The organism is Asticcacaulis sp. P4_H10, assembly GCF_056400965.1.
This window is the reverse complement of record NZ_JBFUKH010000007.1, coordinates 209023-232804: the sequence shown is the minus strand read 5'-3', so window position 1 is coordinate 232804 and position 23782 is coordinate 209023. Positions and strand designations below refer to the sequence as shown.

14 protein-coding genes are annotated in these 23782 nt (G+C 60.9%); 8 read left to right on the top strand and 6 right to left on the bottom strand.

Annotated features, from left to right (window positions below; translation table 11 throughout):
• The first annotated feature begins 145 nt into the window (after positions 1-145).
• Both AC1DON_RS14320 and AC1DON_RS14315 read left to right on the top strand, forming a co-directional pair.
• Entirely contained in the window at positions 146-2917 is a 2772-nt protein-coding gene (locus AC1DON_RS14320; protein WP_476935488.1) for a DUF5695 domain-containing protein, read from the top strand.
• Positions 2918-3004: 87 nt separating this feature from the next.
• Positions 3005-4411, top strand: coding sequence for an amino acid permease (locus tag AC1DON_RS14315; protein WP_476935487.1), 1407 nt, complete (start codon positions 3005-3007; stop codon positions 4409-4411).
• A gap of 68 nt (positions 4412-4479) precedes the next feature.
• Here AC1DON_RS14315 and AC1DON_RS14310 read toward each other — a convergent pair whose 3' ends face one another.
• The 3 genes from AC1DON_RS14310 to AC1DON_RS14300 form a co-directional block, all read right to left on the bottom strand.
• Positions 4480-5142, bottom strand: a complete 663-nt coding sequence (locus tag AC1DON_RS14310; RefSeq protein ID WP_476935486.1) for a GntR family transcriptional regulator — start codon at positions 5140-5142, stop codon at positions 4480-4482.
• A 175-nt stretch (positions 5143-5317) separates the two neighbouring features.
• Positions 5318-6316, bottom strand: a complete 999-nt coding sequence (locus tag AC1DON_RS14305) for a 4-hydroxyproline epimerase (protein ID WP_476935485.1) — start codon at positions 6314-6316, stop codon at positions 5318-5320.
• 31 nt (positions 6317-6347) lie between these two features.
• Positions 6348-7262, bottom strand: a complete 915-nt coding sequence (locus tag AC1DON_RS14300) for a dihydrodipicolinate synthase family protein (RefSeq protein WP_476935484.1) — start codon at positions 7260-7262, stop codon at positions 6348-6350.
• Positions 7263-7341: 79 nt separating this feature from the next.
• Between AC1DON_RS14300 and AC1DON_RS14295 the strand changes: the two genes are divergently transcribed.
• A complete protein-coding gene (locus AC1DON_RS14295) occupies positions 7342-8556 on the top strand; it encodes an NAD(P)/FAD-dependent oxidoreductase (protein ID WP_476935483.1) in 1215 nt (404 codons plus the stop codon).
• A gap of 10 nt (positions 8557-8566) precedes the next feature.
• Positions 8567-9745, top strand: coding sequence for a M24 family metallopeptidase (locus AC1DON_RS14290; RefSeq protein WP_476935482.1), 1179 nt, complete (start codon positions 8567-8569; stop codon positions 9743-9745).
• A 50-nt stretch (positions 9746-9795) separates the two neighbouring features.
• On the opposite strand, the gene AC1DON_RS14285 is transcribed toward AC1DON_RS14290, so the two are convergent.
• Entirely contained in the window at positions 9796-10776 is a 981-nt protein-coding gene (locus AC1DON_RS14285; protein ID WP_476935481.1) for a cupin-like domain-containing protein, read from the bottom strand.
• Between the two features lie 158 nt (positions 10777-10934).
• On the opposite strand from AC1DON_RS14285, the gene AC1DON_RS14280 reads away from it, so the two are divergent.
• Positions 10935-13889, top strand: coding sequence for a TonB-dependent receptor domain-containing protein (locus AC1DON_RS14280; protein WP_476935480.1), 2955 nt, complete (start codon positions 10935-10937; stop codon positions 13887-13889).
• Positions 13890-14022: 133 nt separating this feature from the next.
• On the opposite strand, the gene AC1DON_RS14275 is transcribed toward AC1DON_RS14280, so the two are convergent.
• Positions 14023-15063, bottom strand: a complete 1041-nt coding sequence (locus AC1DON_RS14275) for an Ldh family oxidoreductase (protein WP_476935479.1) — start codon at positions 15061-15063, stop codon at positions 14023-14025.
• Positions 15063-16817: a DUF885 domain-containing protein gene (locus tag AC1DON_RS14270; protein ID WP_476935478.1), complete on the bottom strand. Its 1755-nt coding sequence runs from the start codon at positions 16815-16817 to the stop codon at positions 15063-15065. The genes AC1DON_RS14275 and AC1DON_RS14270 overlap by 1 nt, the downstream gene beginning before the upstream one ends.
• A 110-nt stretch (positions 16818-16927) precedes the next feature.
• On the opposite strand from AC1DON_RS14270, the gene AC1DON_RS14265 reads away from it, so the two are divergent.
• The 3 genes from AC1DON_RS14265 to AC1DON_RS14255 are packed head-to-tail and all read left to right on the top strand — an operon-like array spanning position 16928 to position 23760.
• Positions 16928-19321, top strand: coding sequence for a beta-L-arabinofuranosidase domain-containing protein (locus AC1DON_RS14265; RefSeq protein WP_476935477.1), 2394 nt, complete (start codon positions 16928-16930; stop codon positions 19319-19321).
• Positions 19322-19323: 2 nt separating this feature from the next.
• Positions 19324-20898: a family 43 glycosylhydrolase gene (locus tag AC1DON_RS14260; protein WP_476935476.1), complete on the top strand. Its 1575-nt coding sequence runs from the start codon at positions 19324-19326 to the stop codon at positions 20896-20898.
• Positions 20899-20922: 24 nt separating this feature from the next.
• Positions 20923-23760, top strand: coding sequence for a beta-L-arabinofuranosidase domain-containing protein (locus AC1DON_RS14255; RefSeq protein ID WP_476935475.1), 2838 nt, complete (start codon positions 20923-20925; stop codon positions 23758-23760).
• Positions 23761-23782 lie beyond the last annotated feature (22 nt).

The window sequence follows — 23782 nt, the reverse complement described above, 5'->3', positions numbered from 1 at the left end:
TTCGACCCTTGCCCTTGGTCCGTTTTGCAACTCCCTGCGGCGGCATCTCCTGGACGGGATAAACTTGAGCGTCCGTTGTGCATGTCTAGTCCTGGCATGACGGACGCTTTATTTGTTTCGGACCCGCGGGCCGAAGGAGAACCACATGACGTCCGTCTGCCGTGTTTTTGCTCCCGTTCTTGCCGCCCTGATGGTCGCATCCGCCGGGGTGAGCACGCACGCCCTGGCTCAGGCGGCAACCGCTACGGTCTTGCCGTGGAATACGCCGGAAGCGCAGACGACCCTCTTCGAGACAAAGGATTTTGACGGCGCTTTCCAGACGACGTCGCAAACCCTGGTGGCGCTGAAGCCGAAAGGGCAGGGTGGGTTTGACTATCTGCCATCGAACCGCTTTACCCAGCGCACTGGCGATGGCTATTATCGGCTTGGCGATCTCGATCTGCGTGTCCGCCTGGCCGGCGAGACTGCGTGGCAGGACTATTCGACGGCCTTCAAGCGCGGCGCGATCAAGCCATTGCGCGCCGGCAAGGGCGTCATCGCCTCAGCCGATATCTCTGGTGCCTTCGCGGGCCAACTGCCGCTGAAGGTCGTGCGCATCTGGGCCGTCGACAAGGGGCAATTGGTGCTGCGCTTTACCGTCAGCAATCCGGGCAAGACCGCCGTCGAGATCGGCGGTTTCGGTGTGCCCATGGTCTTCGACAACATCATCACCGGCCGTCACTTGGAAGAGGCACACGACGTCGCCTCCTTTTATGACCCTTACGTCGGCCTCGATGCCGGTTATCTTCAAGTCAATCGCCTGAACGGTCGCGGGCCGTCACTGCTGGTCCTGCCGGATACGCAGTCGGCGAAGTTCGAGCTGTATAAGCCGATCCTCAATGAGCGCACAGCCGACAAGACGCTGAAGATCTACAACGATCCCGAGCCGCGCAACATGACCTTCGAAGGCTTCTACAGCTGGATGGTCGCTTCCAAGGGGTTTGCGGACACCGACTGGAAGGGTGTCGAGCAGTGGAATGAAACCTCCTCGATTTACATCCAGCCCGGGGCCACCACGACCTATGCTTTCCGGTTTGCGCTGTCACCGTCGATCCGCGAGATCGAGACGACACTGAGCAAGAATGACCGGCCTGTGGCTGTTGGCCTGCCAGGCTACATCGTGCCGACCGATATGCCGGCGAGCCTGTTCCTGAAGGCCAAGCAGCCGGTCAAGCTGATCGCGCAGTCGCCTGAAGGCGCGCTCGACATCTCCACGCCCGTCAAGGCGAAGGACGGTTGGCTGAAATATACCGTCACCAGCAAGACGACCGGCCGCGTGCGCGTCACGCTGACCTACGCCGACGGTTCGCGCCAGACGATCCACTACCTCGTCACCAGGCCGGAGGCCGAAAAGGTCGCCGACATGGGCCGCTTCCTGACGACCGAGCAGTGGTACGAAAATCCGCAAGATCCTTTCGGCCGCAGCCCGTCGATCATGGGCTATGACCGCGACAAGAACCAGATCATCACCCAGGACAACCGCGTCTGGATTTCGGGCCTGAGCGACGAGGGCGGCGCCGGTTCGTGGCTGGCGACGATCATGAAGCAACTCGACAATCCGACCCCGGAAGAGGTCACCAAGTTCGAGCGTTTTGCCTCCGAGACCCTGTGGGGCGATATACAGGTGTCGGATGGCGAAGATAAGTACGGCGTGCGCAAGTCGGTCATGTTCTATGATCCAACCATGCCCGAAGGCACCTACGATCCGACGCTGAACTGGAAGGTCTGGTCGGCCTGGGACCGCAAGGGCGCGGCCGATCTCGGCCGCTCCTACAACTATCCGCACCCGGCTGCTGCCTGGTGGACCCTTTATCGGCTCGGCCGCTACCATTCCGGTTTGGCGACCAAGGAAAGCTGGCAGACCTATCTGACCCGCGCCGGGGAGACGACCAAGGCGATGATGAGCAAGGCCCCGTACTACACCCAGTTCGGCCAGATGGAAGGCGATGTCTTTGTCTACATTCTGGAAGATCTGAAGCGCGAGGGCATGACCGAATTGGCGACCGAGGTCGAGGCGCTGATGAAAAAGCGCGCCGATCACTGGCAAACCCTGAAATACCCCTTCGGTTCGGAAATGCCGTGGGATTCGACCGGCCAGGCCGAGGTCTATATGTGGGCGCGCTATTTCAACGACCAGAAGGCGGCGGAATCGACGCGCGAAGTCATTCTCGCCTACGATCCGACCGTGCCGCACTGGGGCTATAACGGATCGGCGCGCCGCTTCTGGGACTTCCTCTATGCCGGCAAGACATCGCGTATCGAGCGCCAGCTGCACCACTATGGCTCGTCGCTGAACGCCGTGCCTTTGTTTGACGCCTATCGCAGCAATCCGCAGGACTTCCACCTGCTGCGCGTCGCCTATGGCGGCCTGATGGGCTCGCTGACCAATATCGACGACAAGGGCTTCAGCTCGGCCGCCTTCCATTCATTCCCGGACATGATGAAGTTCGACGGCATGAACGGTGACTATGGCATGAGCTTCTTCGGTCACGCCGTTGCGGCCGCCTCCTATCTCGTCGACCACCCTACCTTCGGCTGGGTCGGCATGGGTGGCGTCGTCACCGAGACGGCAGGAACGATTACCCTTGCGCCGAAAGACAGCGCCCGCAGTCGCGTCTTCGTTGCGCCGGCCGGGCTGTGGCTGACACTCAAGGCGGGAAAGATTGAGACCGTCAGCTACAGCCCGTCTACCGGCCAGGTCATGCTTAAGCTCGCGCCAGCCTCCGCGACGACGCCGGAAGCCTTCCTCGATGTCGAGGTAGCGACCAGGGACGGCCGCCGCTACGCACCTGCTTCGCCGCAAAAGACCGCGCGCGGCGGCTACATCATCCCGCTGGGCACGGCCGCCACTTCAGTCGAGCTGGCGCCGCAAAAATAAAGTTACTTTTGTGAGGATCGCAGCTTGGCTGCGATCCTTTTTTCGTTCACCCTCTTACGTCACAACGACGATAGTCAAAGGAACACAATGGGATTGTTCGGACCTTTAAAGCCCTTGCAGCGCGCCGAAGAAGACGGCAAGGCCCTAGCGAAAACCCTGAGCTGGCCACACCTGATGGCGCTCGGCATTGGCGGCATTATCGGTACTGGCATCTACACGCTTACAGGTGTTGGCGCGGGTCTCGCCGGACCGGGCGTCATCGTTTCGTTCGCCCTGTGCGGACTGGTCTGCGCCTGCGCGGCCCTGTGCTACACCGAAATGTCGACCCTGATCCCGACGGCCGGCTCGGCCTATACCTACAGCTATTCGAGCATGGGTGAGATCGTCGCATGGGTTGTCGGCTGGGCGCTGATTCTTGAATACTCGCTGGCCTGTTCGACCGTCGCAGTCGGCTGGTCGGCCCACCTGGTCGGCTTCCTCGAAGAAGCGGTCGGCCTGAAACTGCCGGCTGCCCTGCTGGCAGGACCCTATGCTGGCGGTCTGGTGAACCTGCCGGCCGCGCTTGTCTCGCTGGCGGTCATGGGCCTGCTGCTGATTGGCGCACGCGAGAGCGCCACGCTCAACATCCTTCTGGTCATCATAAAAATTGTCGCGCTCGGCGCCTTTATCTGTATCGGCCTTCCGGCAATCCAGGCTGGCAACTATGACCCCTTCATGCCGTTCGGTTTCATGGCGCATGAGGTTGGCGGCGAGAAGTTCGGCGTTATGGCGGCGGCCGCAATCGTCTTCTTCGCCTTCTTCGGCTTCGATGCTGTGTCGACCTCGGCGGAAGAAGCCAAGAATCCCGGGCGCGACCTGACGATCGGTATCCTGGGCTCGATGGGTATCTCGACCTTGATCTACATGCTGGTCGCCGCCGTCGCTATCGGCGCTGTCGGTTATCAGGACATCGCGTCTTCGGGCGAACCTCTGCCGCACGTTCTACGCACTCTGGGCCAGCCGCTCGTCGCGACAATTGTCGGCGGCGCGGCCATTGTCGCCCTGCCATCGGTCATTCTCGTCATGATGTACGGCCAGAGCCGTATCTTCTTCGTCATGGCGCGCGATGGCCTGTTGCCCAAGGCTGTATCTGCCGTCAACAGCAAGGGTTCGCCCGCATTGATCACGCTGATTACCGGTATTGCCGTAGCACTTGGCGCAGGTTTCGTCCCGTTGAAGAAGATCGCCGAACTGTCGAACGCAGGCACGCTGATCGCCTTTATCGCGGTGGCGTTGTCAATGATCATATTGCGCAAAAAGCTGCCGGACGCCGTGCGCAGCTTCAAGGTGCCGCTGCACTGGGTCGTCGGCCTCATCACCATCGGCGGCTGTGCGTTTATCTTCTCCAGCCTGCCGGTCCAAAGCCAGATTTTCACCCTGATCTGGATGGCTATAGGCCTCGTGGTCTACTTCGCCTACGGCCGCTGGAACAGTGTCCTGCGCAAGACCAAATAGGCTCATGGTAGAAAAGAAAAAGACTGCGGAGCGATCCGCAGCCTTTTTCGTTTGGATTGTCGGCCGGCTTATGCCGCTGAATTTTTCTCGATTTCGAACTGTTTGCGCAGGTCTTCGAGGGTCGAGTTGATGTGATCGTACATCATGCCTTCGACAACCTTGGCGTGGCCTGCTGCCCAGGCTTCGTACAGGGCTGTGTGTTCTTCGTGGGCGCGGCTGTCACGTCCGGCCGGCTCCAGATGCTTGCCGACATAGCGCTCTGAAATCAGGTTGAGGCGTTCTACGACCTGGATCGTGACTTGGCGCTGGATCGGGCGCACCAGGGCCATGTGGAAATTACGGTTCATCTTGCCGACCTTGGTGCGATCGGAGCCAGCCGCTTCGTCGAGCGCCAGCAAGGCATTGTGCGCGACCTTCTTGTCGGCCTCCGTCGCCTTTTTCGAAGCCTGTCCCACGGCCTCGGGCTCGATCTTCAGGCGCAGGGCGTAAACCTCCTCGACCTCATCAGCCGACAGAGAACGCACGAAGAAGCCGCGATTGGTGATGTAGAAGAGCAGGCCATCCTGCTCCAGACGTGCGAAGGCCTCACGCAGGGGGATCTTGCTGACGCCGAGCTCGGCCGCCAGAGCGTCCTGGCGAATGGCGGTATCCGCCTGAAGGTCACCCGAAATGATCCGGTCACGGATCAAGGCATAAATTTGCTCAGACAGCGTTTGTACAATAATAGCCATGCGTTATCGGCCTCGATTCATCTGTGCAGTCTGCACTGATTGGTACGCGTTACAATATTATTCAATTGATTATATTGTATACAGATATGTGAATTTTCGTTGAATGCGACATTTCTGACGCGGAAATGGACGAATCGAAAACAGCGCGGTAGCTGCGACATCGCGCAAAACCACCTTAGAGAACCTGGAACCCCTCCCAGAATGTGTCTTCGCGGTCGATCCAGATTGTGTTGAACCCGGTCGAAATCGCGCTGCCTTCGATGGAAGGAATAATGGCGATCTGGTCGCCAAGCTGCGTTTCCGCTTCCGCTTTACCTATAAAGCGGCTGCAAATATAGCTTTCATGGACGAAACGCTCGCCGACCTTGAGGCGTCCCGTGGCGTGCAGATGGGCAATGCGGGCAGAGGTGCCGGTGCCGCAGGGCGAGCGGTCGATGGCGCGTTCGCCATAGAAGACGGCATTGCGACCGTCGGCGCCATCGTGTTTGGGCTTGTCGGCCCACAGGACGTGACTGACGCCGCGAATCGTCGAATCAAGCGGATGGACCGGCTCGTAAACCGCCCGCACCCGTTCGCGCACCTCGCGGCTCAGCTCGACGATTCGCGCCGCGCCCAGATCGTCCAGACCGGTGTAGGGGCCTTGCGGTTCGACGATGGCGTAGTAGTTGCCGCCATAAGAGACGTCTACTTTAAGCGGGCCGAAATCCGGTACGTCGATCTCGATACCCGTCTTGGCCAGATAGGCCGGGACATTGGTGATCCTGATCGCGGTGACCTTTGGACCGTTGGTTGTGTAGGCGATATCGATGATACCGGCCGGCACTTCCAGCTTTAGGTTGCCGGGGGTGCGCGGCGTGATCAGGCCGTTTTCCAGCGCAAAGGTGACGATGCCAATCGTACCGTGGCCGCACATGGGCAGGCAGCCTGACGTCTCGATAAACAGGATGCCGGCGTCGGTGTCGTCGCGCGTCGGCGGATACAAAAAGCCACCGGACATCATGTCGTGTCCGCGCGGCTCGAAGCACAGGCCAGTCCGGATCCAGTCGAAGCGCGTCAGAAAATCCTGACGGCGCTCTGACATGGAATTGCCCTTGAGGAGCGGAGTGCCCCCGGCAACGAGGCGGACCGGATTACCCGCAGTATGGCCATCGATGGCAAAGAAGGTATGGCGCATATGCGGACTCGTTCAGAAAAGAAGCGGCCTATCAGGCTGCCTTTACGATCTTCAGGCTCGGGCGGGAAGCCGCCGCCTTCTCGACCATGGCGGTGACCTCGGCGCGGCGCGCACCTGTCAGCGGCATGCGCGGCATACGGACGCGTTCCGAGCCCCGGCCCATGATCTGCTCAGCCAGCTTGATCGACTGGACGAGGTCGTGCTCGGCGTCGAGGTGCAGCAGCGGCAGGAACCAGCGGTAGATTTCGCGGGCCGTGTCCAGGTCACCGGCTTCCAGTGCCTTGACCAGCATGACAGATTCGTGCGGGAAGGCCGAAGTCAGGCCCGAGACCCAGCCCTGGGCGCCCAGCAGCAGGCCTTCAAAGGCGACGTCGTCGAGACCGGCGAACAGGACATAACGGTCACCAAAGGCATTATACATGTCGGTGAAACGGCGGGTGTCCGGCGTCGATTCCTTGACGGCCGCGATATTCTTGACCGGGCGCAGGGCTTCCAGCACCTCATTGGTGATGGCCACGCGATAGGCGGTCGGGTTATTATAAAGCATGATCGGCAACGAGGTCGCTTCCGCGACCTGGGTGAAGTGCGCGATCAGCTCTTCGGTACGAGGCACATAGACCATGGCAGGCAGAAGCATCAGGCCGTTGGCGCCAAGCGCCTCGGCGTCCCGTGCCCAGGCGCAGGCCAGAGGCGTGGTCAGCTCCGACACGCCGGTGACGACGGGCACGCGGCCGGCGACGACTTCGACGATCGCCTTGAGCAAGGTGCGCTTTTCGTCAGCGGTCAGAGAGTTGTTTTCTCCGCAGGTTCCCATGGCAATAATGCCCGTCACACCGTCACGGATGAGGTCGTCAACGACACGCTGCGTATCCGCGTAGTCGATCGAAAGATCTTCCTTGAACTGCGTGGTTACCGCCGGAAAAACGCCGCGCCAATCGATTCTCATTCAAATGCTCCATGAACCGGTATACAGGTTATACGGTATACTATATGCGATAATGCTGTGCAACAAGGATGATTAAGGTATGGACGTAATTGTGGTCGGCGGCGGGGTAGTAGGGCTGAATATCGCCCTTTCGTTGCAAGCGAAAGGACTATTAGTCACACTGATTGACCGAGAACGCAACCGCACCTCAGCCAGTTACGGTAATGCGGGCCATATCGCCATCGAACAGGTCGAGCCCCTGGCCTCCATGGCGATGGTCCGCTCCGCACCCGGAAGACTTTATCCAAAGGGCGCCTTGGCCTTGCCGCTTTCCGGCATCGCGCACTGGCTGCCCTTTTCCCTGCGTTTGCTGCACGCGGCCCAACCGGCAAGGTTTAATGCCGGCAAGGCGGCGTTGTCGGCCCTGATCGCTCAGGCCATGCCCGCCTGGCAAAGACGGGCGGCAGATATCGATGCCGCCGACCTGCTGCGCACCGACGGACACTATATAGTATGGGAGACGCCTGAGACTGCGCGCAAGGGCAGGGCGGCCTGGGCCGCAACGGATACCGGCACGGCGACCTTTCACGACGCGACCGAGGATGAGTTGCGGGATCTCGCAACGATTGTGAGCACGCCAATCCATGGTGCGATCCGCTTTGAAAACACTGGCCAGATTACCGACAACCGCCGCCTGCTCGAGGTGCTCGAAACGGCCTTTGTTGCGCGTGGTGGCACGCTCATCACGGCTGAAGTCACAAGCATTACGCCGCAGGTTCGCCTGGCCAATGGCGATACATTGCCTACTGCGCAGGTCATTGTCGCCGCCGGCGTATGGTCCAAAGCTTTGCTGGAACCGCTGGGCGTTCGCGTGCCGATTGTCGCTGAACGCGGCTATCATATCCAGTCGCCCGTGCATAAATGGCCGCAGGACCTGCCCCCCGTCGTCTTCGAAGACCGCTCGATGATCGTGACCGGCTTTGAGGGCGGGTTGCGCGCCGCCAGTTTTGTCGAGCTGGACGATGTTTCGGCGCCGCCTGACCGCAGCAAGTGGAACCGCCTGCGCCGCCACGTCTCAGACCTTGGCCTGCCCTTCACCAATCTGTCGACCGCCGATGAATGGTATGGCGCGCGGCCGACCCTGCCTGACTATCTGCCGGCGATTGGCAGGCTGACGCCGGAGGGCAATATCTGGTATGCCTTCGGGCACCAGCATCTTGGCCTGACGCTCGCGGCCGTTACCGGTGAAATCGCAGCCGATATGCTGTTCGGCGACACCTCGCCCAAGGCCTTCTCCCTCGAACGCTTCCGCTAGGACTAAAGATATGATCGGCTCCTCCACTATCGAACGCGAACTTGCTGGCCTGACGCCTCCGGCATCTGCACTGCAGATTACGCGCGAAGAACGCCTGGCGCGGCTAGACAAGGCACGGCGTCTGACGCGGGACATGGGCGCCGGTGCGCTCCTGGTCGGGGCAGGGGCAAGCTTACGCTATTTTGCCGGCCTGCCATGGGGCGCGTCGGAGCGCCTGATCGGCCTGCTGCTGCCGGTTGATGGCGATCCCATACTGATCTGCCCCTATTTCGAGCGTGGTTCGGTCGAGGCCGACACGCAGATCGAAATGGACTATCGTCTATGGCACGAGCACGAAAGCCCTTATGGCCTGGTCAAGCAAGCGCTCGGCGATTGGGGAGTGACCAGGCTCGCCGTCGATCCGGCGATGGCGTTTGAAATGGTCAGCCGTTTAGGCAAGGAGACCGGGGTCGAAATCCTTGAAGCTTCGTCGGTCATCAATGGCTGTCGCATGTACAAGTCGGCCGCCGAGTTGGCGGCCATGCAGCAGGCCAAGTCGATGACGCTTGAGGTCCACCACGCGACGTCGCGAATCCTGCGCGAAGGCATCACGACGGCCGAGGTGACGCAGTTCATCGAAGCCGCGCATCGTAAGCTCGGCGCTGCCGGCAACTCCTTCTGCATCGTCCAGTTCGGGCGCGGAACGGCCTTTCCGCACGGCCTGCCGGGCGTGCAGACCCTGCAGGAAAACGACCTCGTACTGATCGACACAGGCTGCTACGTCCAGGGCTATACGTCCGACATCACCCGCACCTATTCTTTTGGCAGGGTGGAGGACGAACATCGCCGCATCTGGGATATCGAAAAGGAAGCGCAGGCAGCTGCCTTTGCGGCGGTCGAAGTCGGCAGACCTTGCGAAACGGCCGATTATGCTGCGCGGAAAATCCTTGCGAAATACAGCCTGGGCCCCGAGTACGACCTGCCGGGGACGCCGCACCGGACCGGCCACGGCATCGGGCTCAGCATCCACGAACCCGCTTATCTGGTGCGTGGCGACACAACACCGTTTGCGCCCGGCATGTGCTTTTCAAACGAGCCGATGATCGTCGTCCCCGATCGTTTCGGCATCCGGCTGGAAGACCATATGTATGTCACCGACTCAGGCGCCAAGTGGTTCACGGAACCACAGGCCGCAATCGACCGGCTTTAATATTTGAGGCGCATTCTATCCAAAAAAGCTTCACCCTTTTTGGAATGCGCTCAATCCAGGTTCTGCCGCAGCACCTTCCTGATCTGAGCCACGCGTGCGGGCGTCATCTCACCGAGCGTGCCACGCTCCTGCACCGTCAAGTGCGCCATCGGCTCCTCGCTGAAGATATGATAGTCGAACAGCGCCTGCCAGATCGCCTTGTGCGACGACGGCTGATCACGAAGCGCCAGGACCGCGTGGAAGAGGGCGTCATAGGCTTGGGCGGCAGCCTTTGGCGCATCGTCCCACCAGTAGTTGATCATGACATTGAAGTGCGACAGCGACCGGACCTGGTGCCACCAGCCGAAGGGGATATAGAGGACGTCGCCGGCCTCAAGCTCCGCGACCTGAACAGCATTCTGCGCCAGGGCGAAGCGCGGATAGCGTTCCAGGTCCGGGTTTTCCGGATCGACCATACCGACCGGCACGCCGCCGATCGTCCGATCGAACGGCCCCGGATAAAGGTTTGGCAATTGCTCGGGCGGATAGAGCATGACCCGCCGTTTGCCCGCCACGACGCAGATCAGGTTCTGGTTCAGGTCGTAATGGACGCGCGTGACTGTCTCATTGCCGATCCAGATGCGTGGCTCCACGCCCGGCGGCAAAAGGTCGAGCGGGTGCGCGTCGCGAACCGACGGCATGTAGCGATGCAATTCCGCCGACTGGATGAAGATGGATTGCGGGGCATCGGCCGCCAGTTGAGCCAGCAGATTGTCGAGTACCTGACGCAGCGGCGCCGGGCCGAAGCGGAAGTTTTCGCTGCGCGTATCGGCGCCGTAAAAGAAGTGCCCCTTAATCTCTGGCGCCCCGACATAGACGCCGTAAGGATCGCCTTTGTCGTGGGCCAACAGGTATTCGGCCAGCGCATCGGCGGAGCCAAGCCCAACCATCGGCCAGTTCGACAGCAGGCCCTTGAGCACTGCCGGCTGATTCGCCGCCTGGATTTCATTGGCGAAACGTTCAGGCGTTATCCCGGAAAACTTGGCGACCATGTCATGCACTGCCCCATTAGGTGACATAAAAGCATCACACCTTTCATAATTGTATACGATATTCCGAATAACATATAACATATATTGACGTTATATGCCTCCGGTGATTTTCTCCCTCATCGCTGCTTTGGAAGCAGGCAACCGCGGAAGAGGATATCATGAATAAGAACAGGAAATCCCTGATACTGGCCGGCGTCGCCTTCGCCGCTATCACTTCGGGATGGACCGTCAGCGCGACGGGCGCCGCGGCACAGGAAACCGCAGCAGACGCCAGCGAGTCGCAGGTCGTAGTCGTGACGGGTACCCGTATCCGCAAACCGAATCTGAAAAGCGCTTCACCGATCACCACGGTCGATGATCGCGAAGTGAAGCTGCAGGGTGCCACTGCCATCGACTCGGTCCTCAAGGCCCTGCCGCAGATCGAAGCCGGCAACAACGAAAACCAGTCGAACAATTCGGATGGCACCGCGGGCGTCAACCTGCGCAGCCTGGGCGGCAACCGCGCTCTCGTTCTGATCGATGGCCAACGCTTCCTGCCGACCCTGGGCGTCGACCTCAACTTTATCCCGTCGTCGCTGGTTGAGCGCACCGATGTCCTGACCGGCGGCGCATCGTCGGTTTACGGTTCGGACGCCATGTCCGGCGTCGTCAACTTCATCATGCGCAAGAAGCTGAATGGCATCCGTTTCGACTCTCAGTACAGCATATATCAACACACCAATGATGACGACTATCTGCGCGGCATCCAGACCAAGGCTGGTATCACGCCGGCGAAGGAAAATGTCTGGGACGGCCAGAAATACGACTTCAACATTGCCGCGGGCGCTGACATTGCCGACGGCAAGGGCAATGTCACCGGCTATTTCGGCTATCGCAAGATGGAGCCCGTGCTTCAGGATTCGCGTGACTATTCGACTTGTGCTCTTGTCTTCACCGATGCGGCCGGTTCGGAGTTCGGCTGCGGCGGTTCCAGCAACCACGCCTATGGTCGCTTCCGCCCGATCACGGGGCCAAACGCCAACAAGGACTTCGCCAACTCCAAGGACGGCACAAAGACGTGGGTAACCAACGACGCCTCGTTCAATTACAACTATGCGCCGTCCAACTACACCCTGCGCAATTCAGAACGCTATAATGCCGGCGCCTTCGTCAACTACAAGATCAATGAAGACCATGAATTCTACGGCAGCTTCATGTTCATGGACGATCATTCGGTCAGCCAGGTCGCCCCGTCGGCCATCTGGTCGGGTCGGCCATTTACCGTCAACTGCGACAACCCCTTCCTGAGCGATCAGCAGAAGACCATCCTGTGCGGCTCGACGACATCGACGGCGGACGCCACGACCCAGGTCGTCTTCCGCGCCGCGACGGGCCCAGGCCGCCGCAACGACATGCGTCACACCAATTATCGTCTGGCTGGCGGCTTCCGCGGCGCGCTGAACGATACTTGGGATTACGACGTCAACTACATGTATGCGACCACGATCGGCCAGTTCAACTATCAGAACGATATCAACCAGGATAAGGCGGCACAGGCGCTGCAGGCCGTTTCGGTCAACGGCACCATCGTCTGTAAGGACACGTCCAAGAACTGTCAGCCGATCGACGTCTTCAGCGCCAAGGGCCCGTCGGAAGCAGGTTACGCCTTCATCTATGCGCCGACCTTCACGCGTAATGAACAGAGCATCAATGTCTTCAACGCCTATGTCAGCGGCGACCTGGGTGACTACGGTGTTCAGTCGCCGTGGGCCAATGACGGCCTGGCGCTCGTCTTCGGTGTCGAACACCGCAAGGAGGCCATCGACGAGAAGCGTGACCAGACCCAGCTCGACGCCGGCACAGCAGAAGCGCACGGCAGCATTTCGGCGGACGAATATTTTGCCGAACTGGAAATCCCTCTGGTCAGCGACAAGCCGCTGATCCGTTCGTTAAGCGCGTCGCTCGGCTACCGCTCCTCGACCTACAATTCGGAATCCCCGACCGCTGTCGGCGCCGAAAAGAAGACCGAGACCTACAAGATCGAAGCACGCTATTCACCGACCGCCGACATTCTGTTCCGCGCCAGCTATAACAAGGCCATGCGCGCTGCTAACGTCAGCGAACTGTTCGCGGCCCAGGCCGTTGGCAATGTCGGCCTGATCGACCCCTGCTCGGGTGCTACGCCATCCAAGTCCTTAAGCGATTGCGCCCGCACCGGCGTGACCTCGGCCTGGTACGGCAATATCGAAGCCACGCCTGCTGATGTCGGGTCTGGCCTGGGCGGCGGCAACCCCGACCTCAGCCCGGAAGAAGCCAAGACGACGACCTTTGGTGTGGTGTTCACCCCGCAGGGTTCGTCGCTGGCCCTCAGTGTCGACTACTTCAAGATCCGCATCGACGGCTATATCGGCTCGGTTGATCCGCAGGTGTCGGTCACCCAGTGCGTCGAAACCGGCAACCCCTTCTACTGCAGCCTGATCGTCCGTAACCCGACGACCGGCGCCCTGTTCGGCTATAACAAGGCGAATGGCGGCTACGTCGTCAATACCAACATCAACACCGGTTTCCTTGAAACGACCGGCGTCGATTTCACCGGCAGCTACACCCTTTCTACCGAAAACGTCTTCGGCAAGGACTACGGCAGCATCAGCTTCTCGGGTGTCGGCACCCTGCTGAATTCGCTTGAAACCGAAGTGCTTCCGGGCCTTGGCTCCTACGACTGTACGGGTCTGTTCGGCGGCACCTGCGGCCAGCCTTCGCCCAAGTGGCGCCATAACCTGCGCACCACTTGGACCCCGTCGTGGGATTCGGTCTGGGCACCCACCGCGATCTCGATCAACTGGCGCTACTTCGGCAAGGTCGATTTGGCGACCAATACCGATGACCAGTATCTGAGCGGCACCAAGTCGACGCGCAATGCCGAGATCGAAGCCTACAACTACATCGATCTGACCCTCACGAAGGATCTGCCCAAGGGCCTGACCCTGCGCGCCGGCGTCACGAACGTATTCGACAAGGCGCCCCCGGCCATCATGGGCGGCCTGCTTGTCGAAAACGGCAACGGCAATACCTTCCCGAGCGTCTATGATCCGCTCGGCCGGATGTTCTTCATCGGTATCAGCGGCGCCTTCTAAACTGCGCCAAACCTAAAGTCCCCCCTGTGGCGCTGCCGGTTATCCGGCGGCGCCATTTTTTTGCCTTGGCGCGCAAAAAAACGGACGAGGCGACGGCCCCGTCCGCCGAGTTCCTGCAGAAGGTGTAAACCGGTCAGAAGGGGCGGGACGCCGTTTCAGGATCGAGCATGGCGACAAGCTGCGCATGCAGTTGGCGCGGAATGCTGATCGAGTTCGCAGCTATATTCCTTGCGCGTGCCGCGTAGCGCCGTTGCGACGGCAGGCGCGCGCCCTGGCCCAAAATCGCATCGAACAGGGCTTCGGCGCGGCCCGAGTGCACAGCGTATTCGGCGCCCATGAATATCTTGGGATCAAAGGCCAGGATCAGCTCGCCATGATAGGGCGTGGCGCCTGCGCCGTTATCGTAGGCCATAGATTCAAGGCTCAAGAGGTCACCGATCAAAGGCCCGGCCATCAGCTCGATCATCGCCGACAGCGCCGAACCCTTATGTCCGCCGAAGGTCAGCATGGCGCCATTCATTGCTTCGGTCGGATCGGTCGTCGGTTGGCCGTCGCTGTTCAATCCCCAGCCTTCAGGAATCGGCTTGCCCGCGCGGCGATGCAGTTCGATCTCACCGCGCGCCGAGGCGCTGGTGGCGAAATCGAAAACAAACGGATTGCCGTCTGGCCGTGGCCAGGCAAAGGCCAGCGGATTGGTGCCAAACACGCCCTTGGTGCCGCCGTGGGGCGCGACCCAGGCGTGCGATGGTGTCATCGCCATCGCCACCAAACCTTCATTGGCGATGGCTTCGACCTCAGGCCACAGCGCCGAGAAGTGATAGCAGTGGTTGATGGCCAGCGCCGCCAGGCCGGTTTTGCGCGCCTTGGCGATCAGCACCTCACGGCCGGTCTCATAAGCCAACAGCGAGTAGGCGCCTTTCGCGTCGGCGCGGACCAGGCCCGGCGCGACATCAGTAATGACTGGCCGGGCGTCGGGCGACACCTTACCGGATTTCAGCGTATGGACGCAAACGAGCAGACGATAGAGGCCATGGGAATGGCACTCGTCGCGCTGACAGGCCCAGATCGTCCGGGCAATGGCACGGGCATGGTCGTCCGCAAAGCCGTTGGTTTCAAGAACCCCGACGGCGAAGTCGAAGGCCTCGTCAAGCGCGAAGGTATGCAATTCCGACATCAGTCTTTATCCGAATACGGGCTCTTGCCACCCTCGGCGATAAAGCGGTCGATGCGCGCCTCCAGCACCGGCAGCGGCACCGAGCCGAGTTCGAGCACGGTATCGTGGAAGGCGCGAATATCGAACTTTTCACCCAGCGCCTTTTCAGCCTTTGCGCGCGCTTTCCAGATCGCCATTTCGCCGAGATAGTAGGAGAGCGCTTGCCCGGGCCAGGCGATATAGCGGTCCGTCTCGGTCGTAATTTCGTGCTCGCTGAGCGCTGTATTATCGCGCATGAAGCTCATGGCCTGGTCGCGCGTCCAGCCCTTGGCGTGGATGCCGGTGTCGACGACCAGACGGGCAGCGCGCCACATCTGATAGCTCAGCATGCCGAAGTGCTCATAGGGTGTCTGGTAGATGCCCATCTCGACGCCCAGGCGTTCGGAGTAGAGCGCCCAGCCTTCGCCATAGGCAGAAATGTACGTATGCTGACGAAATGGTGGGAGGCCCTTGTTTTCCATCGCCAGCGGCATCTGGAACGCGTGGCCGGGGGCCGCTTCGTGCAGGGTCAGGGCCGGGATCGAATAGAGCGGACGCGCGGGCAGGTTATAGGTGTTGACCCAGTAGCCGCCGGGACCACCACGGCCACCGGTATAGAAGGGCGCCAGTTCCGGCGCGACCGGGAAGATACCGAAGCGCATGCGCGGCTGGCGTCCGAAATAGTCGCCAGACTTGGCATCGAACAGCTTGGCCGTCCAGGCGGCGCGATCAAGCAGGTCCTGCGGCTTGGTGACGTAGAACTGCGGATCGGTGCGCAGGAAGTTAAGAAAGGCCTTGAGATCGCCCTCGAACTTGACCTCCTTCATGACCTCGGCCATCTCAGCGCGAATCTTTGCCACTTCGTCGAGGCCGATCTGGTGGATCTGCTCCGGCGTCAGGTCGAGCGTCGTATATTCACGGCTCTGGGCGGCGTAGAAGGCTTTACCGTTCGGCAGATCGTAGGCCGCGATCGACGATGTCGCCTTGGGGGCGTATTCTTTGGTGATAAAGGTCAGGACCGACTGGTGGGCTGGGATGACGCTCTTGTCGATGGCTTCCAGAGCCAGCTTCTTCAGTTCGGCCTGCTTGTCCGCCGGGATGCTGGCCGGCATCGACTTGAACGGCAGGTAGTAGGTGTTGGCCTCACCCTTGGCGTCTATCACGACCGACAGCGAGACGTCGCGTCCAACCAGCGAGACCTTAGGCACGGTGAAGCCACGCTTCAGGCCGGCGCGCATATTGTCCATGTTCTGGGCGAAATAGCGCGGCATGTCGTTCAGCTTGACCAGATAGGCGCGGTAGTCCTTTTCGCTGCGATAGGTTTCACGGCCCATATAGCCGAGATCACTCCAGAACGACGTGTCGCCGGCCAGCGGACGCTCATAGGTCTTGAACTCTTGCCCGGCCAACAGGGTCTCGATCTGGAACTGGTAGATCTGGTAGTTGACCTGGTCCTCAGGCGTCAGCGCCTTGGCGTCGATAGCGTCGAGCTTCTTTTTGACGTCACGCCAGTAGGCCAGCTTGCGTTCCTGACCCGCTTTTGAGACGTCCGGCAGGCCTTCCGTCGACTGCGACGCACCGTCTTCGCTGGCCGCTTGCTGGCTCGAGCGCCAGTCCCACTCAGAGGTGTAAAGCGCCTTGAAAGCCTCGCCGGCTGAGACCGGAGTGGCCGCGTGCGCGAGCGATGAGAGCGACAGAACCGCGACAGCGGCGGAGGCGAACAGCAGGGCTTTCATGGAGGCGGCGGTCCTTATTAAAGCGAAGTAAATGGGAGTTGCTTCAAAATAGTATACCGTATATCACTAGGGTGCAATCCCGTTGCAGACCTGAAAACAGAGGGAACCCGATGACCGTAGTGCGCTTTTCAACCGATCGCCGCAGCCTGCTTCGGGGCGCGGCCGTCATGACGGTTCTGAGCGCGACGGGCGCTACAGCCTGGGCGGCGGAAACCTTGCCACAGGGGCCGACGCCGATCCGCCTGAACGATGTGCGTCTGCTGCCATCGCCCTTTTTGACCGCCATCGAAGCCAATACAAAGTACCTCATGTTCCTGTCGCCGGACAGGCTGCTGCACAACTATCACAAGTTCGCGGGCCTGCCCACAAAGGGGGAGCTCTATGGGGGCTGGGAGGCGGACACGATCGCGGGTGAGGCGCTGGGCCACTATCTGTCGGCTCTGTCCCTGATGTACGCCCAGACCGGCAACACAGAATGCCTCACGCGCATCAACTATATCATCGGTGAGCTGGAAAAGGTCCAGGCGGCGCAGGGCGACGGCTATGCCGCGGGCTTCATGCGCAAGCGCAAGGACACGACGATCGTCGATGGCAAGGAAATCTTCCCGGAAATCATCGCAGGCGATATCCGCTCGGCCGGGTTCGACCTCAATGGCTGCTGGGTGCCCTTTTACAACTGGCACAAGCTTTTCGCCGGCCTGATGGACGTGCAGACCTATGCCGGTATCGACCGCGGCATTCCGGTCGCCGTTGCCCTGGGTGGCTATATCGAAAAGGTCTTCGCCGCGCTCAATGACGAGCAGGTGCAGAAGGTCCTCGACTGCGAACATGGCGGCATCAATGAGTCGTTCGCCGAACTCTACACCCGCACAAACGATGTGCGTTGGCTGGCCCTGTCCGAGCGCATCTATCACAAGCGCATCCTCGATCCGTTGACAGCCCAGCAGGACAAGCTGGCCAACAACCACGCCAATACTCAGGTCCCGAAGCTGATCGGCCTGGCGCGCCTCTACGAAGTGACCAAGAAGCCCGGCTATCGCGATGCCTCGAGCTTCTTCTGGGACCGCGTCGTCAATCACCATTCGTTTGTCATCGGTGGCAATGCCGATCGCGAATATTTCTTCGAACCCGACACGATCGCCAAGCACATCACCGAGCAGACCTGCGAAAGCTGCAACACCTACAACATGTTGAAGCTGACGCGGCACCTGTACAGCTGGTCGCCGAACGCTTCGTGGTTCGACTATTACGAACGCGCGCACCTGAACCACATCATGGCGCACCAGAACCCGAAGACCGGCATGTTCGCCTATATGGTGCCGCTGATGTCGGGGACGGCGCGTGAGTTCTCGACGCAGGAAGACTCCTTCTGGTGCTGCGTCCTGTCGGGCATCGAGAGCCACTCCAAGCATGGCGACAGCATCTACTGGCAGTCGGCCGACACCCTCTATGTCAACCTGTTCATCCCGTCGAAGGTCGAATGGAAGGCGCAGAAGGCCGCGTTCGAGCTGACAACGAAATACCCCTATGAGGGCCAGGTCGCGTTCAAGGTCGGGCAGCTCAGCGGCGCCAAGACGTTCACTGTTGCCGTCCGCATTCCGGGCTGGGCCAAGACTCATACGCTGCTGGTCAACGGCAAGCCGGCGCTGGCAAAAGCTGACAACGGCTATGCCCTGATCCGCCGCAAGTGGAAGGCCGGCGATGTCGTGACGCTCGACCTGCCGCTTGACCTGCGTTTTGAAGGGACGGCCGGCGATGATGGCGTCGTGGCGCTGCTACGCGGTCCGATGGTCCTGGCCGCCGATCTCGGTGCATCGGATCAGCCGTGGGAAGGCGATGCACCGGCCCTGGTCGGCGCCGATCTGCTCGGTTCGTTCACGCCGGTCTCGGTCGAAGAGGCCGTCTATAAGTCCAACGGCATCGGCCGTCCGGGCGACATGACGTTCCGGCCTTTCTATTCGCAATATGAGCGCCGCACGGCTGTCTACTTCAACCGCTATAATGACCCCGAATGGGCTGAGGCCCAGGTCGCTTACCGCGCCGAACAGGAGCGCCTGAAAGAACTGGCTGCCCGCTCGGTCGACACCATGCACCTCGGCGAAATGCAGCCCGAGCGCGACCACAATCTCCAGACCTTCGGCAATTCCTATCCGGTCGTCTATCGCAACCGTAATGGCCGCGATGCCCGTACCGGCGGCTGGTTCACTTTCGAGATGAATGTAAAAAAGGACGGCAAGGAAGCCGGGCCACTGGTGCTCGAAGCGACCTATTGGGGCTCGGAATTCAACCGCAGCTTCACCATCGAAATCGACGGCACGGTCATCGCGCATGAACGCCTGTCGGGCCGCCAGCCTGGCGCCTGGGTCGATGTCGATTACCCGATCCCTCTGGCTCTGACCAAGGGCAAGTCCAAGGTCACCGTCAAGTTCAATGCCCAGGAAGGCAAGACGGCTGGCCCAGTCTTCGGCGTTCGCCTGTTCACGACCGCAGCAAGCAAGGCGTGATCATGCGTAATCTCTGTTTCGCCGCCCTGCTGCCTCTGCTCGCGGCTTGTGCGACCGCCAACGCCGGCCCCGCGCCGGAGGCACGCGCTGTTCATGCTGGGCACAATCCCATCCTGTCGGACGGCGCCGACTATACGACAGACCCGGCGCCTCTGGTAGCCGATGGCAAGCTCTACATCCTGACCGGCCGTGACATGGCCGAAGATGGCGTCAACGACTTCATCATGCCGGAATGGCAGATGCTGGCGACTTCTGATCCGGCATCGGGTGACTGGACCCACTATCCGCACTTCCTGAAACCCGACGATGTCTTCAAGTGGGCAACGCCCGGCCGCGCCTATGCCGCACAGATCGTTCAGGGTACGGATAAACGTTATTACCTGTACGCGCCGGTGATGCAGGCCGGCACGACCAACAAGGACGGCTTCGCCATTGGCGTCGCGGTGTCTGATACCCCGATAGGTCCGTGGGTCGATGCGCACCCGCAAGGGCCGGTCGTATCGCAGTCCTATCCCGTCGCCAATAATATCCAGAACATCGATCCGACCGTGATCGTCGACGACGATGGCCGTGTCTACATGTACTGGGGCACCTTTGGGCGCCTCAAGGGCGTCGAGCTTGAAAAGGACATGGTGACCTTCAAAGGCAAGATTGTCGACGTCACGACCCTGACCGGCTTTTTCGAAGCGCCGTGGATCTTCAAACGCAACGACACCTATTATATGGCCTATGCCGGCAATAAGGCAGGGCCAACGTCCGAATGCACCCAGGCCGTTTATTATGCCTGCATCGCCTATGGCACAGCCAAGTCACCGCTGGGACCATGGACCTATCGCGGTGTGATGCTCGACCCGGTGTCATCGACGACCTCGCACCCCGGTATCGTACCGTTCAAGGGCAAGTGGTACATCGCCTACCACACGGCCGACGCCAAGGATGGTGGACACTTCCGCCGCAGCGTCGCCGTCGATGAGGTCCTGTGGGACGACAGCGTTTCACCTGCTGCCATCAAAACGGTCGTAATAACACCCGCCAAGCCGGCCGTCTTGCCTGCGCAGCGCAATGCCGCACCGGCTGCGACCGCTGCCTCTTCGAATGAACCCGTGCCGGTGCAATACTGGCTGGGCGCGCTGAAGGACGGCAAGGTCCGTCAAGCGCCTTTGCCGCCCGACTACTGGGGCAGTTGGACCGGCAATCACCCGAAGCAGCAATGGATCGAGTATCGCTGGGATGAACCCGTCACGCTCGACGGTTCACGTATCTGGTTCTTTGCCGATCAGCCCGTCGGTTCCGGTGTCGGTGTCGCCCCCCCGAAGGCGTGGCATCTCGAATACTGGACGGGTTCGACCTGGGCCGCCGTCAAGGCCACGACGGCCTATGGCAACGCCCCTGAGACCTTCAACGCAGTTGACTTCGCGCCGGTCACAACGCGCTGCCTGCGCGCCGTGCTCGACGCCTCGACCGACGGCAAGACTTTCGCCGCATTCGGCGTTCAGGAATGGGAAGCCCTGACGCCCGATGCCAAACCTGTATCGGTCCCACCGATGCGCGCAGCCGCCGCTGCGTCCTGTAAATAAGAAAAGACTCTGGAGAGAGACGACATGACCCGACGTGTATTTTCCGGCCACGCCTGCGTGTCCGAAGCTTGTGATTGCGGCGTCGATCGCCGTTCCGTCGTCACGGGCCTGACGGGTGCCGCAGCCGCTGCGGCCTTTGCCACCTGGTCTGCCCCGTCGTGGGCGCAGGACGCAAAGCCGGTAAACCTCGCCAAGGTCGCAACACCGTCGACGTCCTATAATTCCGGCGATACCAAGGTGATCGCCCTCAATGACGGCAATGTTCCGCGCGACTCCAACGATGTCGAAAAGGGCATGTACGGCAATTGGCCAAAGACCGGCACCGAGTGGGTGCAGTACGATTGGAGCCAGCCGGTCACAACCAGTGCGATAGACCTCTATTTCTGGGCCGATGGCCAAGGCGTCGGCCTGCCGAAGTCCTATCGTCTGCTCTACTGGGACGGCAAGGCCTTCGTACCGGTCAAGAACGCCAAGGGCTATGGCCTCGGCAAAGATGCCTTCTTCAAGACGACCTTCGATCCGGTAACTACGGACAAGCTGCGCCTCGAGATCGTATCGGACGGCAAGCTGTCGACCGGCCTGCTGGAATGGCAGGCCTGGAGCCACGGTCCGGTTCCGGCCTTTGCACCGGCGGTCGTTGCCGGCGTCGATCGCATCGTCGTCATGGGCGGCAAGACCTATCTCAGCGGCAAGGCCGAATGGCTGACCGACGGGGGCGATGCCGGCGTCCTGTGGCGCAAGGTTTCGGGCCCCGGCACGGTGACATTTGCCGACGCGCTGTCAGCCAATACGACCGCGACCGTGTCGGTGACCGGCGACTATGTCCTGGAACTGACGGCGCACGCTGGCGGCAAGATCAACAGCTCGAAACTGCGGCTGCGCGCGACCAACGCCCCGCCGCCCCAGCGCCTCGATGTCGTCTATACGCGCAAGTATTCTATCGACAATCCGCTGTGGAACGCGCGCGCCAAGGCGCTGATCGTCAACTGGATTCCGCACGTCATCGACTATTGTGAGCGCACGGACCTCAAGATCGGCAATGGCGGCATCGACAACTTCGTCGAGGCGGCCAAGAAGAACCGCGGCGAACCGCACGGCGCGCACAAGGGCTATGTCTTCTCCAATGCCTGGGTGCTGCAAAACGTCGAAGCCATGTGCATCGCCCTGATGGTCGATCCGCAGGGCGACGCCGAGATGATCGCCGCGCAAGGTAAGATGCGCGCGACGATCGATCGCTGGATACCGATCATACTGGCGGCGCAGGAGCCGGATGGTTACCTGCAAACTGCCAAGACGCTGGCGGCGCCCGGCGCCTGGGACGAGCGCTGGGACCCGGCGCACCGTGCGGACCACGAGGGCTATATCGCCGGCTACTTCATCGAGTCGGCGATCAATCACTACACTCTGACCAACGGCCAGGACCTGCGCCTCTATAACGGCGCCAAGAAGCTGGCCGACTGCTGGGTCACAAATATCGGCCCGGGCAAGAAGGATTGGTACGATGGCCACCAGGAGATGGAGCAGGCGTTGGTCCGCTTCGGCCGCTTTGTCAACGACGTCGAAGGCCATCCGCGCGGCGACGCCTATATCTCGCTGGCGCGCTTCCTGCTGGAATCGCGAAAAGGGGGCCAGGAATACGACCAGAGCCATCTGCCGCCGGAACAGCAGTACGAGGCGGTCGGCCACGCCGTGCGCGCGGTTTATTCTTACTCCGCCATGGCCGATATCGCTGCCGAAACGGGCGACACAGATTACCAGAGCGCTGTGCTGTCGCTGTGGGACAACATGGTCAACCGCAAATACTATATTACCGGCGGTATCGGCAGCGGCGAGACCTCGGAAGGCTTTGGCCCGGACTATAGTTTGCGCAACGGCGCCTACTGCGAGTCGTGCTCCAGCGCCGGCCTGATCTTCTTCCAGTACAAGCTGAACCTGGCCTATCACGACGCCAAGTATGCCGATCTGTACGAGCAGACCATGTACAATGCGCTGCTGGGATCGATCGACCTGGAAGGCAAGAGCTTCTGCTACACCAATCCGCTGGTCAACTCCGAACGCACCCTGTGGCACGTCTGTCCGTGCTGCGTCGCCAATATCCCGCGCACGCTGCTCATGCTGCCGACCTGGACCTACGCCAAGGATAAGGAAAGGGTCTACGTCAACCTGTTCGTCGGCTCGACCATCACGGTCGACAATGTCGCCGGCACCGACGTCGAAATGGTCCAGCAGACGCGCTATCCGTGGGAAGGCGCCATCGCCATCACCGTCAATCCGAAGGAGAGCCGCACCTTCACGGTACACGTGCGTATCCCCGACCGGACGACCAGCGAACTTTATGAACTGACGCCCGTGGTCAAGGGCTTCAAATCCCTGAAGGTCAACGGCAAGCCGGTGACCGCAAAGATCGAGAAGGGCTACGCCGTCATCACTCGCCAATGGCAGAAGGGCGATAAGATAGAGCTCGACCTGCCGCTGAGCGTGCAACGCATCAAGGCCGATACCCGCATCGCCGCCAATCGCGGCCGCGTGGCGCTGGCCTATGGACCGCTGGTTTACAATGTCGAGCGCGCCGACCAGGCCGATATCCAACAGACCCTGGCCGATACGCCGCTAAAAGCCGAATGGAAGCCCGACCTGCTCGATGGCGTCATCGCTATCAGCGGCAAGTGGGCAGACGGTTCGCCCATGCTGGCCGTGCCCAACTATGCGCGCATGAACCGCGTCGGCAAGGCGGCCGATATGGGCACGGGAGATGTCGACTTTGCGCCGGGTGCGACAACGCCGGTCGCCCAGGCCGAGGTAGGCCCCAGGGTCCGCTTCACCGGGTTGCAATCACAGGTCTGGCTAAAGGGGCGGGCATAGAGCCTGAAAGAAAGAGGGGAAT